This is a genomic window from Alloyangia pacifica (assembly GCF_003111685.1).
GTDB classification, from domain to species: Bacteria; Pseudomonadota; Alphaproteobacteria; order Rhodobacterales; family Rhodobacteraceae; genus Salipiger; species Salipiger pacificus_A.
In genome coordinates this window covers 200,627-217,608 of record NZ_CP022191.1, presented here as the reverse complement: position 1 = coordinate 217,608, position 16,982 = coordinate 200,627, and the positions used below count along the sequence as shown (strand labels likewise).

Genomic DNA, 16,982 nt, shown 5'->3' with positions numbered 1-16,982 from the left:
TGCTCTTGGCGGCGGGAGGCCGGGCGTGACCCGGCGTGTCTATAGCCGCCTGTCGCAGGACCGTCGCCGCACCGACCTGCTCGAGGCGACGCTCTCCTGCGTCGCCGATCTCGGGCTCGACAAGGCCGGGGCGCGGCAGATCGCCGAGCGCGCCGGGGTCTCGGCGGGGCTGATCCGTCACTATTTCCCTTCGAAAGAGGAGATGGTGCGCGCCGCCTACGCCTACCTCATGGGACAGATGACCGCCGCCGCCGAAGATTCCGGGGCCGGCGGCGCGCAACCGCCCGACGCGGCGCTGGCGGAATTCATTGCCGCCAACTTCGCGCCGCCCAGCCTTTCCGGGGTGAAGGTCTCGCTCTGGGCTACTTTCGTGGGCCGCGTGCGCGTCGATCCGGCCTATGCCGACATCCACCGCGAGGGCTACCGCGAGTTCCTCGATCTGCTTGAAGCCCGCATCCACCCGGTGCTCTTGGCGCATGGCTGCCCGGCGGACCCGGCCCGGTGCAAGCATCTGGCCATCGCGCTCAACGGGTTGATCGATGGCCTTTGGATCGAGGGGTCGCTCGGCCACGGGCTTTACGATGCGCGGCGGCTCTCTGGCATCGCGCTTCAGGCCGCCGAAGGCATCATGAGGCTGCCCGACACCACGCTGACGCGCCACCTGGCGCTCGAAGACGAAAGGACCTGACATGCGGTATGCCGCGATCACCGAACGCCTGCGCACCCTCGGCGGAGACAAATGGGCGGTGCACAACGCGGCCCGCGCGCGGCGCGACGCGGGAGAGGACATCCTCGAGCTGACCATCGGCGAGCCGGATATCTCGCCTGCGCCGGAGCTGATCGAGCGCTGCGTCACCGCGCTGCGCGCAGGCCGCACGCAATATTCCAACGGGCGGGGCGAGCCGGGGCTGATCGATGCGCTGGTCGAGGCCTACCGGCCCCGGCAGCCGGATATCGGACCCGAGAACGTGCTGTGCTTTCCCGGCACCCAGACCGCGCTTTTCACCGTCATGCTGGGGCTGGTGGGGCCGGGCGAGGGGGTGCTGATCGGCGATCCCTACTATGCCACCTACGAGGGCGTGGTGGCCGCCGCCGGTGGCCACGTGCAGCCGGTGCCGCTGCACATGGACCGGGATTTCGTGCTGCAGCCGGACGACCTGAGCGCGGCCATAACGAAGGACAGCCGGGTGCTGCTGCTCAACACGCCGCACAACCCGACGGGCGCGGTGATCGACCGCGCGACGCTGGAGGCTCTGGGGGAAATCTGCGCCGAGCACGACCTCTGGATCGTCTGCGACGAGGTCTACGCGGAGCTTATCTTCGAGGGCAGCTTCGCCTCGCCGATCGAGATCGCGGCGCTTCGCGAGCGGGTGGTCGTGGTTTCTTCGATCTCGAAGAGCCACGCGGCCACGGGCTTTCGCAGCGGCTGGGCCATCGGCCCGGCGGAGTTCTGCGCGGCTGTGCTGCCGGTCTCGGAAACGATGCTGTTCGGCAACCAGCCTTTCATCGCGGATATGACCGAGGCCGCCCTGCGCGGGGCCTTTGATACCTCGGAGCGGATGCGCGAGGCCTTTGGCCGGCGAGCGCGCATGCTCTGCGACCGGTTGAACGATGTGCCGGGTCTTTCGTCCCAGATGCCGCGCGGCGGCATGTTCCTGATGCTCGACGTTTCGGGAACGGGGCTCGATGGCGAGGGCTTCGCCTGGCGGTTGCTGGAGGAGCAGGGCGTGGCGGTGATGCCGGGCAGCGCCTTCGGCAGCAACGGCACGGGGCTGGTGCGTGTGGCGCTGACGGTTCCGGACGCAGAGCTCGCGCTGGCCACGCAGCGGATCGAGGCGCTGTGTCGGACGCTGGTCGGGCGCGCCGTCGCCTGATAGGTGGTGCCGGGTCGGCAGCTCGATGCCCCTGCCTATTGGGCGGTGCCAAGGCTGCGCGTGACGGGTGCGCGTCAACTCATCCATGGGTCGACCTTGTCCGAGAGATTGACCGCCCCACAGCCTGCTGCGGCGAGACCGGGAAAGCACTCTTTCGAGCGGTGCGCCCGACGCGGTGAGTGACGGCGCCTTCATTTGCATGGAACTGACCGCCAGCAAGGGGCACCGCCTGGGCCTCAGATATGGACGCGTGTCGCTGGCCCGCGGTCAGGTGAACTTTCGTCGAAGGTATCCGATATAGGCCGCTGGGTCCGAAGCCGTCTGCCCCAGTCCGTCCAGGATTTCCGCCCGGCTGCGGCTCCGCCCGTGCCGCCAGACATCTGCCTTCAGAGCCTCGCGCAGCGGACCCGTCTCGCCGCGCCCGAGTCCGGCCGCGATCTCGGGCCGATGGTTGCGGTAATGCTCGATGATCTGCGCGGCGGTGACATTGCCAATGGTGTAGGTCGGGAAGGAGCCGATGTAGCCCGAGGACCAATGCACGTCCTGCAGGCAGCCGAGACCATCGTGCGGCACCTCTACCCCGAGATCTTCGCGCATGGCGGCGTTCCAGGCGTCGGGCAGGTCGGCGGGGTCGAGGCTGCCTTCCATCAGCGCCATCTCGAGCCGGACGCGCAGCATGATGTGGAAATCATAACTCAGCTCGTCGGCCTCGACCCGGATGAGGCCTGGCTCGACACGGTTGACGGCCGCGACGAACTCCTCTGCGCTGACATCCGAAAGCTGCTCGGGGAAATGATCGCGCAGGGTGTCGAAGTGGCGCTGCCAGAACTCCGGCGCGCGGCCGACGTGGTTTTCCAGCAGGCGCGATTGGCTTTCGTGCATCCCGAAGCTGGTGCCGCCAACGGCGTAGAGGCCGATCATGTCGGTGGTCATGGCGCTCCGGGTGAAGCTCGGGTCGACGCCCATTTCGTAGAGCGCGTGGCCGGTCTCGTGGATCGAGCCGAAGATCGACATCGGCAGGTAATCGGGCCGCCAGCGCGAGGTGATGCGCACGTCGCCGCGGGTCATGCTGATCTCGAAGGGGTGCACCGCCGTGTCCAGTCGCCCGTGGGCGAACTCATAGCCCAACTCGGCAACCAGCGCGCGGCAGAAGGCTTGCTGCTGCGCGACGGGATAGTCGCGGTAGAGGAACTCGGTCCGGGGTCTGGGTTTGCCGAGCGCGCTGTCGAGGATCGGCTTCTGCGCGGCGCGCAGCCGGTCGAAGAGCGCGGCAAGGCTGGCGGCCGCCTCGCCCGGTTCGAAGGCGTGGACCATCGCGTCATAGGGGTGCGCGCCGAAGCCGCTCGCCTGCGCGACCTGCCGCGCGAGGTCCAGCATGGTCTGCAGGTAGGGTTTGAAGAGGGCGAAATCTCCGCTGGCGCGCGCCTCGGCCCAGACCGCGCCGGCGAGGGCGGATTGCTCGGCCTGGCGGCGCAGCAACTCGGCGGGCAAGGCGGCGTGCCAGCGGCGCGCGGCCTGAACCGCCCGCGCCGCGGCATCCTCACCGGTGCCAAGCGCCGCCTCTGCCGCGGCTTCCATTGCCGGGTCGAGGATCATCTCGCGGGCGATGCCTTTGAGCGTGGCAAGCTGGTGGCCGCGGGTTTCGGCCCCGCCGCGCGGCATCATCACCCGCGCGTCCCATTGCAGCGCGTTGACGCTGCAAAGGACGTCGTTGAGCCGGGCGACACGGGTCGAGAGATCGCTGGTCATGCCGCCGCCTCCGTCGCGCCGGTGCCGCCGTCGCGCAGGTGGCAGGCGACGGAATGGCCGGTCTCGGGGGCCGCGAGCCGGGGGACCTCGGTGCGGCAGCGCGGCCCGGCAAAGGGGCAGCGCGGGTGGAAGGCGCAGCCCTTGGGCGGGTTCAGCGGTGAGGGGATCTCGCCCTTGATCGGGTGAAAGGCGGCGCGGCCGGTGCCGAGCGTGGGCACCGAGGCGAAAAGCGCCTCGGTATAGGGGTGCATCGGGCGGGCGTAGAGCCGCGCGGCGCTGGACAGCTCGACCACCCGGCCAAGGTACATGATCGCCACCCGGTCGCAGACGTGACGCACCACGGAAAGGTCGTGGCTGATGAAGAGCGCTGTGAGGTCGAGCTCGCGCCGCAGGTCGATGAAGAGGTTGAGCACCTGCGCCTGGATCGACACGTCGAGCGAGGCGACCGCCTCGTCGAGCACCAGAAGTTCGGGCTCCATGGCGAGCGCGCGGGCGATGGCGATGCGCTGGCGCTGGCCGCCCGAGAACTGGTGCGGCAGGCGGTCGGCGTAGGCGCCTTCGAGCCCGACCTGTTCCAGCAGCTCGGCGACGCGGGCGCGCAGGCGCCCGGCCTCCACGATGCGGTGGACGCGCGGGCCCTCGGCGATGGTCTCGCCGACTTTCATGCGCGGGTTGAGGCTGGCAAAGGGATCCTGATGGATCATCTGCACGCGGGTGGTCAGCTTTTCTATGCCGTGATCCGCACCGCGGGCGACCGGCTTGCCGCCCAGCAGGACCGCGCCCTCGGTCGGGGCGTAGATGCCCGACACGATCCGCCCGAGCGTGGACTTGCCGCAGCCGGATTCGCCGACGATGCCCAGCACCTCGCCGCGCGTCACCTCGAGCGAGACATCGGTCAGCGCGTGCACGGTGCTTTCCGAGCTGCGGCCGGTGATCCGATCGATGCCGCGGCCCAGCAGGCCCGGCTTGCGGCTGAACCGCTTCGAGACAGTGTCGATCTTCAGCAAGGGGTCGGTCATGTCGCCTCCAGCGGGTGATGGCACAGGACGTGGCGGCCGTGCGCCTCGTGCAGGGGAGGGGGGCTGGCGCAGGCCTCGGTGGCGAAGGCGCAGCGCGGGCGGAACGGGCAGCCGGAGGGCAGGTTCGCGAGCTGCGGTGTCGCGCCGGGGATCTGCGGCAGCTTTGCGCCGGGCTCGTGCAGGCTTGGCACGCTGTCGATGAGCCCGCGGGTGTAGGGGTGGCGCGGGTTGCCGATCACCTGCGCGGCGGTGCCGCTCTCGACGATGCGCCCGGCGTACATCACCGAGATGTCGTCGGCGAGCGAGCTGACCACGGCGAGGTCATGGGTGACCCAGACGATGGCGGTGCCGGTCTCGTCGGCAAGGCGGCGCACCTCGGCGAGGATCTGCCCTTGGATCGACACGTCGAGCGCGGTGGTCGGCTCGTCGGCGATGATCACCGCGGGTCGGTGCAGCAGCGCCATGGCGATGGCGACGCGCTGGCGCATCCCGCCCGAGAGCTGGTGCGGATAGGCCTGCAGCCGCTCGGCGGGGGCGGGAATGCCCACGGTCTCGAGCGCCTGCCGGGCGCGGTCCCAGGCGGCGCGCTTGCTCATCTTTTCGTGCACCCGCACCGCCATGGCCATCTGATCGCCGACGCGCAGGACCGGGTTGAGGGTCATCATCGGATCCTGGAAGACCATCGACACCTTGCTCCCGCGCATCCGGCGCAGCGCGTCGGGCGAGAGCGTTCGCAGGTCGGTGCCCTGCACCAGCACCTGACCGCCGGTGACGCGCCCCGGTTCGTCGATCAGCCCGAGTACGGAAAAGCCGGTGACGCTCTTGCCCGACCCGCTTTCGCCGACCAGCCCCATGATACGCCCCGGTTGCACCGAGAAGCTGACGTCGTTGACGGCGGTGACCGGGCCCTTGCGGGTCTCGAAGCGGGTGGTGAGGCCGCGAACCTCGAGCGCGGCGGTCATCGCTGGCCTCGCGGGTCGAGCACGCTGCGCACCTGGTCCCCGACGAGGTTGATGGCAACCACGGTGATCATCAGGAATATCCCCGGATAGATGGACAGCCAGTAGCGGTCCGAGTGGATGTACTTGAAGCCGTTGGAGATCAGCGAGCCGAGCGAAGGCTCGGTCAGCGGCAGGCCGACCCCGAGGAACGAGAGCGTGGCCTCGAGCGCGATGGCGCTCGCGACTTGCACGGTGGCGACCACGATCAGCGGCGGCATGACGTTGGGCAGCAGGTGCCGAAAGAGCACGCGGCGCGTTGGCAGCGGCGTCGAGCGCGCGGCCTCGATGTAATCCTTGCTGCGCTCGACCGTGGCGGCGCCATGGGTGGTACGGGCGAAATAGGCGTATTGCGCGACAACCAGCGCGAGGATGATCTGCCCGACGCCCTGGCCCAGCATGGCCACCAGCACCAGCGCCAGCAGGATCGCGGGCATCGAGAGCTGAAGATCGACGATGCGCATCAGCAGGCTTTCAACCCGGCCGCCGAAATAGGCCGCGGTGAGCCCGACGCAGATGCCGGTGAAGAGCGCCAGCGCCCCCGCCGAGAGGCCGATGACGAAGCTTGTGCGCAGCCCGTAGAAGATCGCCGAGAGCATGTCACGCCCGGCGTTGTCGGTGCCGAGCAGATGGGTGTAGCCGCCCGAGCCGGTCTCGCCCGGATGCAGGAAGGCATCCATCCAGTCGAGCGCGGCCATGTCATAGGGATCCTGCGGCGAGACCAGCGGCGCGCCGAAGGAGACGAAGGCCAAGAGCAGGATCACCACCAACGAGGCCACCGCCACCGGCGAGCGGCGGTAGTCAGCCCAGAAATTGCGCAACCGCTGCGCGCGGGTTTCGACATCGGGTGCGGGTGGCAGGGGCAGGCTGGCCTGCGCAATGGGAGCGGTGTCGGACATCAGGCTTTCCCCTTCAGGCGCACGCGCGGGTCGAGCCGGGCGTAGACGAGATCGACCACCAGGTTGATCAGCACGAAGAGGATCACCACCAGCACCAGGTAGGTGACCATTACCGGCCGGTCGAGCTGCAGGATCGAGTCGATGATCAGCTTGCCGACGCCGGGCCAGGTAAAGACGCTCTCGGTGACCACGGCGAAGGCGAGGGTCGAGCCGAGCTCGAGGCCGAAGACCGTGACGATCGGGATGGAAATATTGCGCAGCACGTGGCTGAAGACGATCTGCCGGTCGGGCAGCCCCTGCGCCCGGGCGAATTTCACGTAGTCGGTCTGCATGGCCTCGACCATGCCGGCGCGGGTGAGGCGGATCAGCAGGCCCATCTTGAAGAGCGACAGGTTCAGCGCCGGCATGATGACATGGCTCCAGCCGTCGGCGGTGGCCAGCGAGGTGGGGATGCCGAAGAGGCTGCCGACATCGCCGCGTCCACCAGAGGGCAGCCAGCCGAGATTTACCGCGAAGGCCATGATCAGCAGCATGCCGATCCAGAAGGTCGGCACGGAAAAGCCCAGAACCGACAGCGCCATGATCGCGCGGGCTCCGAGGCTCCCGGGCTTGTAACCCGCGTAGAGCCCCGCCGGGATGCCGATGAAGGTCGCGATGCAGACCGAGACGAAGACCAGCTCCAGCGTCGCGGGCAGGCGCGAGAAGACCAGATCGACCACCGGGATGTTGTAGACCATCGAGGTGCCGAGATCGCCCTGGGCGACGTTCGAAAGGAAGGTGAAATACTGCCGCCAGAGCGGCTGGTCGAGCCCGTACTGGGCGATCAGCTTGGCGCGGATCTCCTGCGTCGCGCCGGGGTCGATCAGCACGTCGATCGGGTTGCCGATGGCGTAGACGCCGACGAACACGATGATCGACATGGCGAAGACCACGACCACGGCCTGGGCGAGACGCCTGGCGAGATATCCTAGCATTGGGGCCTCTTGTCGGTGACGGCGCGCAGCGGAAGCGGCCCGCCGCGCGGTTGCAGGTAGGGGCGCCCGGGCAGGCGCCCCCTCTATCAGCGGAGCGTCCGGATCACTTGGCCGGCCAGATTTCGTAGGCGCGGGTCTCCTGATCGACGCGCGGCGTGAACTCCAGAGAGGAAGCATCCGCCGCCCAGACCGTCTGCAGGATGACCGTCGGGATCAGCGCCCGGTCTTCCATCGCGATGTAGGACGCCTTCTCGTAGAGCTTGCGGCGTGCCTCCGGGTCGAGCGTCTGCGCGCCCTCGTCGAAGACCTTGTCGAACTCGGGGTTCGAATAGCCGGTGCGGTTGAAGTTGCCGAAGCCCTTCTCCTCGTCCGGGGTGTGGGTCAGGGCGCCGTAGGTGTAGGCGGCCTCGCCGGTCAACGTGCCCCAGGCGGACATGGCCATGGTGTATTCCTTGCGCGCCGCGGCAGGGAAGAAGACGGTGCCGTTGAGCGCCTGCGCCTTCACCTTCAGCCCGAGCCGCGACCACATCTGGGCCAGCGCCTCGCAGACCACCGCGTCACCCGGGACACGGTTGTTGGTGCAGGTGAAGTCGATCTCGAACCCGTCGGGATAGCCGGCTTCTGCCAGCAGCGCCTTGGCCTGCTCGATGTCGTATTCACGCGCGCCGATCTCGTCGGAATAGCCGAAGAAGCCCTCGGGCATAAGCTGGTTGGCGGGGGTGCCGAGGCCTTCGAGGACGACATTGACCAGCACGTCGCGGTTGATCGCGAGGTCCAGCGCCTTGCGCACGCGCACATCCTGCAGCGGGTTGCCGTCGACCGGCGCGCCGTTGAGCGTGATCGGCTGCGGCTCTTCGTCAACGACCGAGGGCTGCACGTTGAGGATGTAGACCGAGTCCGAGATGAAGGTCTCGAGGCCGGAATCATTCTTCATCGCCAGGTAGTCGGAGGCGGGCACGTAGTTGATCATGTCGACCTCGCCCGAGCGCAGCGCGGCGACGCGGGCGGCATCGTCCGGGATCTCCTTGCGAATGACCTTGTCCCAGGCCGGGGTGTCGGCCCAGTAGCCGTCGAACTTCTCGAGCACGAGATCGCCCTTGGGCTGCCAGGAGACAAAGGTGTAAGGGCCGGTGCCGATCGCCTTGGCGCCCGAGTTGAACTCTTCGTTGCGCGCCTCCATGCCGGTCTCGGAGGGAACGACGAAGAGGCGGGTGAAGTCGTTCGGCAGGGCCGGGGCGATGCCCTTGGTGTGGACGCGCAGCGTGTAGTCGTCGACCACTTCGACGCTGTCCACATACTTTGTGTAGAGCGTCATCGACATCGGGCCGGTGACCTCGGGGATTCGCTCGATCGAGAATTTCGCGTCCTCGGCGGTGAAGTCGCTGCCGTCGTGGAATTTCACGCCTTCGCGCAGCTTGAAGTCCCAGGTGGTGTCATCGACGGGTTCCCAGGACAGGGCGAGGCCGGGCTTGAGCTGCAGGTTGTCATCCACATCGACGAGCGTGTCATAGATGTGGCGCAGGGCCTCGGCCTGGCTGCCGAGGGTGGACCAATGCGGGTCGATGGAATCGGGACCGGCGCGCAGGCCGATCACCAGATCATCGGCCATAACCATCGGGGCCGTGCCCAGCAGGGCCAAAGCCGCGACGGCGGACTTGAGTGTCGCTCGTGTCATCTTGAAACTCCCTTGTTGTGTTATTTGATGTTGATACACTGAGGTGAGTTATTGATACGGTCAAGAAAATGTTGATACGGATAGCTACGAACAGATTAGCTGCATAAATAATGTGCAGGGAAAAACATAACACTTGGCAGTTAAAGTGTTTAAATGCAATGTGACGAAATGAGCAAGAAACAGGCCCAACTTGATCAATCCCTGAACCGCATCGCCGAGGCGATCGACCGCGAGTCGTCGGTACAGGTCTCTGTCCAGCTGCGTGGGGCGCTGGAATTCGGAATCGCCTCGGGCGAGCTTCCCGCCGGGGCGCGACTTCCCTCGGTGCGGGTGATGGCCGCGCGGCTCGGTATCTCGCCGGTCACCGTCAGCACGGTCTACGCGACGCTGCAGGAGGGTGGGCACTTGGAGGGACGGGTGGGCTCGGGCACCTTCGTGTCTGCCGGGGCGGCGGTCACCTGCGCCACGCAGCTGCGCAAGCTCGACGAGCTTGTCGCCGAGCTGATCCGGGTGGGCAAGCAATGCGGCTTCAGCGCCGACGACCTGGCTACGCGGGTCTCGACCGCGCAGTCCCGCAAGCGCCGGGCGCTGCGCATGATGATGCTCGGCAACTTCCACGATGCGACCGAGGCCTATGCCGCCGCGCTGCGCCCGCGCCTGGCGGAAGGCGACGAGATCGTGCCGGGCGTGCTCTCCGAACTTCGCGGGGCGCCGCCGCAGGATATCGATCTGGTGGTGGCCCCGCGCACCCTTCTCGGCGCGGCGCGCGAGCTGTTTCCCGGCGTCGCGGTCTACGGGCTGACGCTGATCCCGGACGAGGCGACGCGGGTGTCTCTGGCCTCGCTGCCCACGGAAGCGCGGGTGGTCGGCTATTCCTACTTCCCCGAGTTCGTCACTATCATGAAGGCGGGCATCCGGCGCTTTGCGCCGCATGTGTCGGACGTCTCGATGGCAGTGCGCGGCGAGCCGGGCGCCGAGGCGCTGATCGCCGAGGCCGATGTGCTCGTCTACGCCACCGGCACCGATTACCTGCGCGACAACCTGCGGCCGGGCCAAACCGGCTTTGAATATCGCCACACCCCCGACAACCAGTCGATCCGGACCGAGCTTCTGCCGGCCATTGAGGACCATCGCCTGCGACTGACCAGCAAGAAGGAAGACTGACGTGAGGATTTCGGAAAGCAACTGGTTCGAGATCGAGAAGTACCTCGAGACCGACGACCGCTGCGTGCTGCCGCTCGGCAGCACCGAGCAGCACGCCTACCTGAGCCTCTCGGTCGACTCGATTTTGTCGGAGAAAGTCGCCGCCGATGCCGCCGAGCCGCTCGGCGTGCCGGTCTTCCCGGCGCTGGCCTACGGGCTCACCCCCTACTTCATGGGCTTTCCCGGCAGCGTGACGCTGAAGCTCGCGACCTATGCCGCCGTGGTTCGGGACATCCTCGACAGTCTCTACGCCACCGGCTTCCGCCGCATCCTCATCGTCAACGGTCACGGCGGCAACAGCCCGGTGCAGCCGGTCACCATGGAGTGGATGCAGGCCAACCCGGGCGCCCGTTGCCGGTTTCACGACTGGTGGCGCGCGCCGAAGACCTGGGCCTGCGTGCAGGAGATCGACCCGGTGGCCAGCCACGCGAGCTGGATGGAGAACTTCCCCTGGACGCGGCTGCCGGGCCGCGCGCTGCCGGATGAGCAGAAGCCCTTCGTGCCCTTCGAGCGGCTGCGCGATCGCGACGCCGCCGGGGTGCGCGCGCTGATCGGCGATGGCAACTACGGCGGCGTCTACCAGAAGCCCGACGCCGAGACCGACCGGCTCTGGGGCGTGGCCGTGGAAGAGACCCGCGCACTGCTCGACGGGGACTGGGCATGAGCGCGCGTCCGATCCTGATCTGGGGCGCGGGGGCGATCGGGGGCATCCTCGGTGCCTATCTCGCCCGCGCCGGGCGGGCGGTGCACATGGTCGACATCGTGCCCGAGCACGTCGAAGCCATGCGCACGTCCGGGCTGCGCATCGAAGGGCCGGTCGAAGAGTTCACCCAGGTGCTGCCCGCCAGCACCCCGGAAGAGCTGACCGGCATCTATGACGTCGTCATCCTCGCGGTGAAGGCGCATGTCACCGAGGCGGCGCTGGAAATGCTGCTGCCGCATCTGGCGCCGGGTGGCTACGTGGTCTCGGCGCAGAACGGGCTCAACGAGCGGGTCATCGCGGCGCGGGTCGGTGCGGAAAATACCGTCGGCTGTTTCGTCAACTACGGCGCCGACTGGCTGGAGCCGGGGGTTGTCCTCTTCGGCAACCGCGCCGCGGTGGCGGTGGGCGAGCTTGACGGGCAGGTCACCGACCGCGCGCGCGAGGTCCATGCGCTGCTGTCGATCCTCGAGCCCGAGGCGGTGCTGACCGACAACATCTGGGGCTATCTCTGGGGCAAGATGGGCTATGGTGCGCTGCTCTTCTGCACCGCGCTGACGCCCGACAGCATGTCCGACGCCATGGCCCGACCCGAGCATCGCGCGGTCTACGCGCAGCTCGGCCGCGAGGTGATGACGCTGGCCGCCGCCGAAGGGGTCACGCCGCTGGGTTTCAACGGCTTCGACCCCGAGGCCTTTCGTGCCGGGGACCGCGCGGCGATCGACGTCTCGATGGACAAGTTGGTCGCGCACAACCGAAAGACGGCGAAAACCCATTCCGGAATCTGGCGCGACCTCGCCGTGCGCAAGCGCCGCACCGAGGTGGACGCGCAGATCGGGGTGATGGTCGGGCTCGGCCAAACGCATGGCATCGAGGTGCCGGCGCTGGCGCGGATGGTCGAGCTGATCCATGACATCGAGGAAGGCCGGCGCGCGCAGTCCGCCGATCTGGTGACGGAGATGCTGCCGCTATGCGTCTGAGTTTCGAGGGCAAGGTCGTGGCGGTCACCGGGGCGGCGCAGGGCATCGGGGCGGCCATCGCGCGGCGCTTCGCCGACTCGGGCGCACGGGTCGCGGGGCTCGACATCGATATGGACGGCATGGCGACGCTCGGCGCAGAGGGCATGAGCCTGCACGCCGCCGATCTCGGCAGCCGCGAGAGCGCCGCTGCCGCCATTGCTGAGGTTCTGGCGCGCCATGGCCGGATCGACGTTCTGGTCACCTCCGCTGGCGGGGTGCGCGGGCAGGTGGGCCGCCCGATCGAGGAGATCGCCGAGGACGACTGGTACGCCATCTTCCGCGCCAACGTCGATGCCGCCATGTGGTGCGCGCAGGCAGTGGCGCCGGGGATGAAGGCGCGCGGGAGCGGGCGGATCGTCACCATCTCGTCGGGCGCGGGGCTGCGGCCCAGCCTCACCGGCATTCAGGCCTATGCCTCAGCGAAACACGCGCTCGTCGGGCTGACGCGGCAGCTGGCGCTGGAGCTGGGGCCGCAGGGGATCACCGTCAACTCGGTGGCGCCGGGCTTCGTGCTGTCGAACCCCTCGACCGAGAAACAGTGGGAGGCCTTCGGCCCCGAGCGCCAGAAAGCCGTGCTGAGCGGCATTCACACGCGGCGGCTCGGTCGGCCCGAGGATATCGCCGGGGCGGTGACCTTCCTGGCCTCGGAGGCGGCGGAATGGATCAGCGGACAGGTGCTGTCTGTGGACGGAGGACATGCATGAGCGAGCCGCACGAATGGGACGAGGCGCAGTGGCGCGGGCTGGTGGGGCAGGTGCGCGCCGGGCGCAGCCTGCTGCCGGACCGCTGGCCGGGCGGCGCGCGCTGCGCCGTGGCGCTCAGCTTCGACAGCGACCACGAGACCAATGAGCTGCGCGATGGCGGCACCTCGATCGCCCGTCTCGGCTGGGGTGAATACGGCGCGCGCCGCGGCATCCCGCGGATCAAGCAGGTGCTCGACCGCTTCGACGCGAAGGCAAGCTTCTTCGTTCCCGCCGTCGCGGCGCTTCTGCACCCCGAGGAACAGCGGATGCTGGCGCAGGAAGGCCACGAGATCGGCCTGCACGGCTGGATCCACGAGCGCAACACGCAGGTGCCGCCCGAGGCGGAGCGCGACCTGATGCTGCGCTCTGCTGACACGCTGGAGAAGATCACCGGAACGCGTCCGGTCGGGATGCGCACGCCGTCCTGGGACTACTCGCAGGTCACGCTGAAGATCGCGCGCGAGCTCGGGTTGCTCTATGACAGCTCGCTGTTCAATGACGACGACCCCTTCGAGATCCTCGATGCGGGCGAGCCGACGGGCATCGTCGAGCTGCCGGTGGAATGGATCCGCGACGACGCCGTCTATTTCATGATGAACCGCTTTGGTGCGCAGCGTCCCTACACGCCGCCGGCCGACGTGCTCGATATTTTCCGCCGCGAGTTCGACGGGGCGCGGGCCGAGGGCGGGCTGTTCCTGCTCACCATGCACCCCCATATCACCGGCTACCGCTCGCGCATCTTCATTCTTGAAGAGCTGCTCGAGCATATCACCGCGACCGGCGATTGCTGGATTGCCACCCATGGCGAGATCGCCCGCTACTGCGCCGAAGAGGCCGGGCTGAAAGGACCGAAATGACCACCTATTCGCTTGCGATCCACGGCGGGGCCGGGACCATCCTCAAGTCTCAGATGTCCCCCGAAAAGGAAGCCGCCTACGAGGCCGGGCTGGCCCGCGCGCTCGAGGCGGGCGAGGCGGTGCTGCGGAGCGGCGGCAGCGCGATGGATGCGGTGACCGCCGCGGTCTGCGCGTTCGAAGATGAGCCGCTGTTCAACGCCGGGCGCGGCGCGGTCTTCACCACCGAAGGTGTGCAGGAGATGGACGCCTGCGTGATGGACGGGCGCGACCGCAGCGCCGGGGCCGTGGCCGGGATCTGCGGCCCGCGCAACCCGGTGCGCGCTGCCCGCGCGGTGATGGAGCGCACGCCGCATGTGCTGCTGATTGGGCCCAACGCGCTGCAGGTCGCGCGCGATGCCGGGCTGCCCTTCGAGGAGCCGGAGTACTTTTTCACTCAGGCCCGCTGGGACGCCCTGCAGGAGACGCTGGAGATGCGCCGCAACGGCGAGGAAAGCGACGATCCGGCCCGCCGCCACGGCACGGTCGGCGCGGTGGCGCGCGACCGCGCGGGCAACCTCGCGGCGGCCACCTCCACCGGGGGGATGACCGCCAAGCTGCCCGGCCGGGTCGGCGACACGCCGCTGCCGGGGGCGGGAACCTTCGCCGAGAATGCCACCTGCGCGGTCTCGGGCACGGGGCATGGAGAGGTTTTCATCCGCTACACGGCGGGCAGCGAGATCGCCGCGCGGATGAGGTTCCTGGGCGAGACGCTCGAGGACGCCGCCAGCCATGTGGTGATGCATGACCTGCATGACCACGATGGTTCGGGTGGGGTGATCGCCGTGTCGCAGGACGGCAGCATCGCGATGCCCTTCAACTGCGAAGGCATGTACCGCGCAAGCGTGCGCGAGGGAGAGTCGCCTGTGCTGGCAATCTACCGCACACCGTGACTCGTCGGGATAGCCGCCGCAATTGCCCTCGCCACCGCAGCAGGCCTTGCAGATCTGCGAATGGCGGCGAGCTGCGGCCCGAGGCAGCTCCATCTTCGGCGCCAGTTCCTTGAGCGTGTGGGCCGCGAGCGGCGCAAAGACCGAAGGCTTGAAGCGCGGCCGCGCGCGCTGCGCAATCTGGTGACGCCGGAGGTGATCCGCGGCGTCTAGGTTGTTGCCCGCGCGAACACATACTTGTCAGCGGCTGCGCTGATGCTCCAAGATCTGATTGCCGCCGGGCGCGCCTGTGGCCAAGCGGCCCTCAGCCCAGAAGATCCCGCAGACCCGCATAGATGAGCCGCAGGGCCAGCAGGATCAGGATCGTGTCGAGCGCCAAACGGAAGCGGTGATCGTTCATCCTGTTGAGCACCATCTTCCCCGAGACCGTTCCGAGCAGACCGGCGGCGATCATCGCCACGACGAACGCCCCCCATTGGGCGAAGGCGAAGCCGAGCAGGCCGAAGGTCAGCGTCTTGATCCCGTGCTGCACCGTCATCAGCGTCGCATGGGTCGCGATATAGGAGTGGCGGGGCAGCTCCTGCGACTTGGTGAAGGTCGCAACGAAGAGCCCGGTTGCGCCGAAGAACATGGTCAGGAAGCTCGACACCGCGCCGACGATGGCAGGCCAGTCGCGCAGCCCCTTGGGCGGCTTGGCAAAGACCGAGTAGATCACGAAGGCGCCGATACCGATCTGCATGATCGACGGCGGCAAGGTCACCGCGATGACGCCGCCCGCCGCCGCGCCGATCAGCGAGCCGAGTGCAAAGGCCGGGATCACCGACCAGTGGATGTGGCGGAAGGTCAGCGCCGCGCGCCCGAAGTTCGAGCCAAGCTGGATGACGCCATGGGTCGGGATCAGCGCCGCCGGGGGCACCAGGCTCGCCATGACCGCCAAGAGGACACCGCCGCCGCCGATGCCGAAGGCGACGGTGATGAAGGAGGCGGCGAAGCTCGTGCCGATGAGCAGGGCAAAGACCGCTTCGGTCATGCCGTCGGGCAGCAGCAGGGATGGGATCATGGGAGGTTTGCTCTTGCAGTAAGGTGCCGCAGGATCTCAACTATTGCAGGGAAGAACAAGGGGTGCGGGTCGTCTATCTGGAGCAGGAGGCCTGCAGGGGCAAAGCCGATGACGGCTCTTTCCAGCGCGGCGTTGAGGCGCCGACCCTCAGCCACGCGGCGCTGGCGCACCACCCGCGCACGATCGACGATGACCGGAGCTGCTCGCCAGGTTCCGGCCCGCCTCGCGCTCAACTCTGGCTGGGCGACCAGACCTCGGGATTGATCATCTCGATCGGTGCGCCCTCGGCGTAGGCAATGATCAGCTCGAAAATCTCGCCGAATTGCTTGTCGAGCTCCTCGGAGGTCACGAAACCCACGTGCGGCGTCGGGATCACCCGGGGGTGCGAGAGCAGCGGATCGGCGGGATCGGTGACGGGCTCTGCGGGGAAGACATCGAGCGCGGCCTGCCCGATGCGGCCCGCCTCGAGCGCGGCCAGCAGGGCACCCGGCGCAATGACGCTGGCGCGCGAGGTGTTCACCAGCACCGAGTCCGGCCGCATCACCATCAGGTCGGCCTCGGTGACCTCGCCCCGGGTCTCGGGCAGCAGGCGCTTGTGGATCGACACCACGTCCGAGCTTGCAAAAAAGGCCTCGCGGTCCTCGGGAACGATCAAACCATCGACAGCGGCGCGGGCACGGCTCGCCTCCGAGGCCCAGACCTGCACGTCCATTCCGAAGGCACGCGCATACCCCGCCACCACCTTGGCGATGCCGCCGTAGCCGTAGAGTCCCAGCCTCTTGCCCGCCACGTTGCGCCCCAGCGGCGCGTGGCCCTGCCAAGCCCCCGCGAGGGCCGAGGCGATCTGCTCGGGCAGGTGGCGCAGCGCCGCGATGATCAGCCCGAAGGTCAGCTCGGCGGTCGAGGTCGAGGGGCCGTCCTTGCTCATCTTCGAGCAAAAGAGGATGCCGGCACGGCTCAGCGCGTCGGTATCCACATGGCCATGCTGGCCGCGCATGGCAATCAGCTTCACCCCATCGAGCGCTTCGGCCAGCTCGGCGTTGATCGTGGTCCGGTCGCGGAACAGCACCACCGCCTCGGCGCCCTTCAGCCGCGCGGCCTGGGCGGCGGCATCGGGGGCGCGGTCGGTCCAGACGGTGACCTCATGGCCGTCGAGCAGGGAAAAAGACGGCAGGCACCGCAGGTTGTCGTACCAATCGTCGAGTATGTGAACCTTCAAGTCGGGATCTCCAGGGCAACCGGGTGCACGGTGCCGGCATGCCCCTTGCGATGGGCGCGGCGGATCA

General features: G+C 68.2%; 16 protein-coding genes. 8 read left to right on the top strand and 8 right to left on the bottom strand.

Translation table 11 applies throughout. The annotated features are described in order from the left end of the window. The first annotated feature begins 25 nt into the window (after nucleotides 1–25). Entirely contained in the window at nucleotides 26–688 is a 663-nt protein-coding gene (locus CEW88_RS20175; protein ID WP_108970162.1) for a TetR family transcriptional regulator C-terminal domain-containing protein, read from the top strand. A gap of 1 nt (nucleotide 689) precedes the next feature. Next, on the top strand, nucleotides 690–1,874 hold the full coding sequence (locus CEW88_RS20170; protein WP_108970161.1) for a pyridoxal phosphate-dependent aminotransferase: 1,185 nt from the start codon (nucleotides 690–692) through the stop codon (nucleotides 1,872–1,874). Nucleotides 1,875–2,141: 267 nt separating this feature from the next. Here the strand turns inward: CEW88_RS20170 and CEW88_RS20165 are convergent, their stop codons facing one another. The 6 genes from CEW88_RS20165 to CEW88_RS20140 form a co-directional block, all read right to left on the bottom strand. After that, complete coding sequence (locus tag CEW88_RS20165; RefSeq protein WP_108970160.1) at nucleotides 2,142–3,623, bottom strand: carboxypeptidase M32; 1,482 nt, start codon at nucleotides 3,621–3,623, stop codon at nucleotides 2,142–2,144. Continuing rightward, nucleotides 3,620–4,642: an ABC transporter ATP-binding protein gene (locus tag CEW88_RS20160; RefSeq protein WP_108970159.1), complete on the bottom strand. Its 1,023-nt coding sequence runs from the start codon at nucleotides 4,640–4,642 to the stop codon at nucleotides 3,620–3,622. Before CEW88_RS20160 ends, CEW88_RS20165 begins: the two co-directional genes overlap by 4 nt. Continuing rightward, nucleotides 4,639–5,604 (bottom strand): ABC transporter ATP-binding protein, encoded by a 966-nt coding sequence (locus CEW88_RS20155; RefSeq protein ID WP_108970158.1) that lies wholly within the window; start codon nucleotides 5,602–5,604, stop codon nucleotides 4,639–4,641. The genes CEW88_RS20160 and CEW88_RS20155 overlap by 4 nt, the downstream gene beginning before the upstream one ends. After that, nucleotides 5,601–6,539: an ABC transporter permease gene (locus CEW88_RS20150; protein ID WP_108970157.1), complete on the bottom strand. Its 939-nt coding sequence runs from the start codon at nucleotides 6,537–6,539 to the stop codon at nucleotides 5,601–5,603. The genes CEW88_RS20155 and CEW88_RS20150 overlap by 4 nt, the downstream gene beginning before the upstream one ends. Continuing rightward, nucleotides 6,539–7,513 (bottom strand): ABC transporter permease, encoded by a 975-nt coding sequence (locus CEW88_RS20145; protein ID WP_108970156.1) that lies wholly within the window; start codon nucleotides 7,511–7,513, stop codon nucleotides 6,539–6,541. The genes CEW88_RS20150 and CEW88_RS20145 overlap by 1 nt, the downstream gene beginning before the upstream one ends. 103 nt (nucleotides 7,514–7,616) lie before the next feature. Beyond that, nucleotides 7,617–9,188, bottom strand: coding sequence for an ABC transporter substrate-binding protein (locus CEW88_RS20140; protein WP_108970155.1), 1,572 nt, complete (start codon nucleotides 9,186–9,188; stop codon nucleotides 7,617–7,619). A gap of 168 nt (nucleotides 9,189–9,356) precedes the next feature. Here CEW88_RS20140 and CEW88_RS20135 point away from each other — a divergent pair, with 168 nt between their 5' ends. The 6 genes from CEW88_RS20135 to CEW88_RS20110 are packed head-to-tail and all read left to right on the top strand — an operon-like array spanning nucleotide 9,357 to nucleotide 14,639. Then, nucleotides 9,357–10,352 (top strand): GntR family transcriptional regulator, encoded by a 996-nt coding sequence (locus tag CEW88_RS20135; RefSeq protein WP_108970154.1) that lies wholly within the window; start codon nucleotides 9,357–9,359, stop codon nucleotides 10,350–10,352. A 1-nt stretch (nucleotide 10,353) separates the two neighbouring features. Then, nucleotides 10,354–11,055 (top strand): creatininase family protein, encoded by a 702-nt coding sequence (locus tag CEW88_RS20130; RefSeq protein WP_108970153.1) that lies wholly within the window; start codon nucleotides 10,354–10,356, stop codon nucleotides 11,053–11,055. Continuing rightward, the gene (locus tag CEW88_RS20125) at nucleotides 11,052–12,071 is read left to right on the top strand and encodes a ketopantoate reductase family protein (RefSeq protein ID WP_108970152.1); all 1,020 of its coding nucleotides are present in this window, start codon (nucleotides 11,052–11,054) and stop codon (nucleotides 12,069–12,071) included. Before CEW88_RS20130 ends, CEW88_RS20125 begins: the two co-directional genes overlap by 4 nt. Further along, nucleotides 12,062–12,814 (top strand): SDR family NAD(P)-dependent oxidoreductase, encoded by a 753-nt coding sequence (locus CEW88_RS20120; protein ID WP_108970151.1) that lies wholly within the window; start codon nucleotides 12,062–12,064, stop codon nucleotides 12,812–12,814. Before CEW88_RS20125 ends, CEW88_RS20120 begins: the two co-directional genes overlap by 10 nt. After that, nucleotides 12,811–13,710, top strand: a complete 900-nt coding sequence (locus tag CEW88_RS20115; protein WP_108970150.1) for a polysaccharide deacetylase family protein — start codon at nucleotides 12,811–12,813, stop codon at nucleotides 13,708–13,710. Before CEW88_RS20120 ends, CEW88_RS20115 begins: the two co-directional genes overlap by 4 nt. Beyond that, nucleotides 13,707–14,639 (top strand): isoaspartyl peptidase/L-asparaginase family protein, encoded by a 933-nt coding sequence (locus tag CEW88_RS20110; RefSeq protein WP_108970149.1) that lies wholly within the window; start codon nucleotides 13,707–13,709, stop codon nucleotides 14,637–14,639. Before CEW88_RS20115 ends, CEW88_RS20110 begins: the two co-directional genes overlap by 4 nt. Nucleotides 14,640–14,940: 301 nt before the next feature. On the opposite strand, the gene CEW88_RS20105 is transcribed toward CEW88_RS20110, so the two are convergent. Further along, a complete protein-coding gene (locus CEW88_RS20105) occupies nucleotides 14,941–15,696 on the bottom strand; it encodes a sulfite exporter TauE/SafE family protein (RefSeq protein ID WP_108970148.1) in 756 nt (251 codons plus the stop codon). A gap of 229 nt (nucleotides 15,697–15,925) precedes the next feature. Continuing rightward, on the bottom strand, nucleotides 15,926–16,915 hold the full coding sequence (locus tag CEW88_RS20100; RefSeq protein ID WP_108970147.1) for an NAD(P)-dependent oxidoreductase: 990 nt from the start codon (nucleotides 16,913–16,915) through the stop codon (nucleotides 15,926–15,928). Nucleotides 16,916–16,982: the final 67 nt, after the last annotated feature.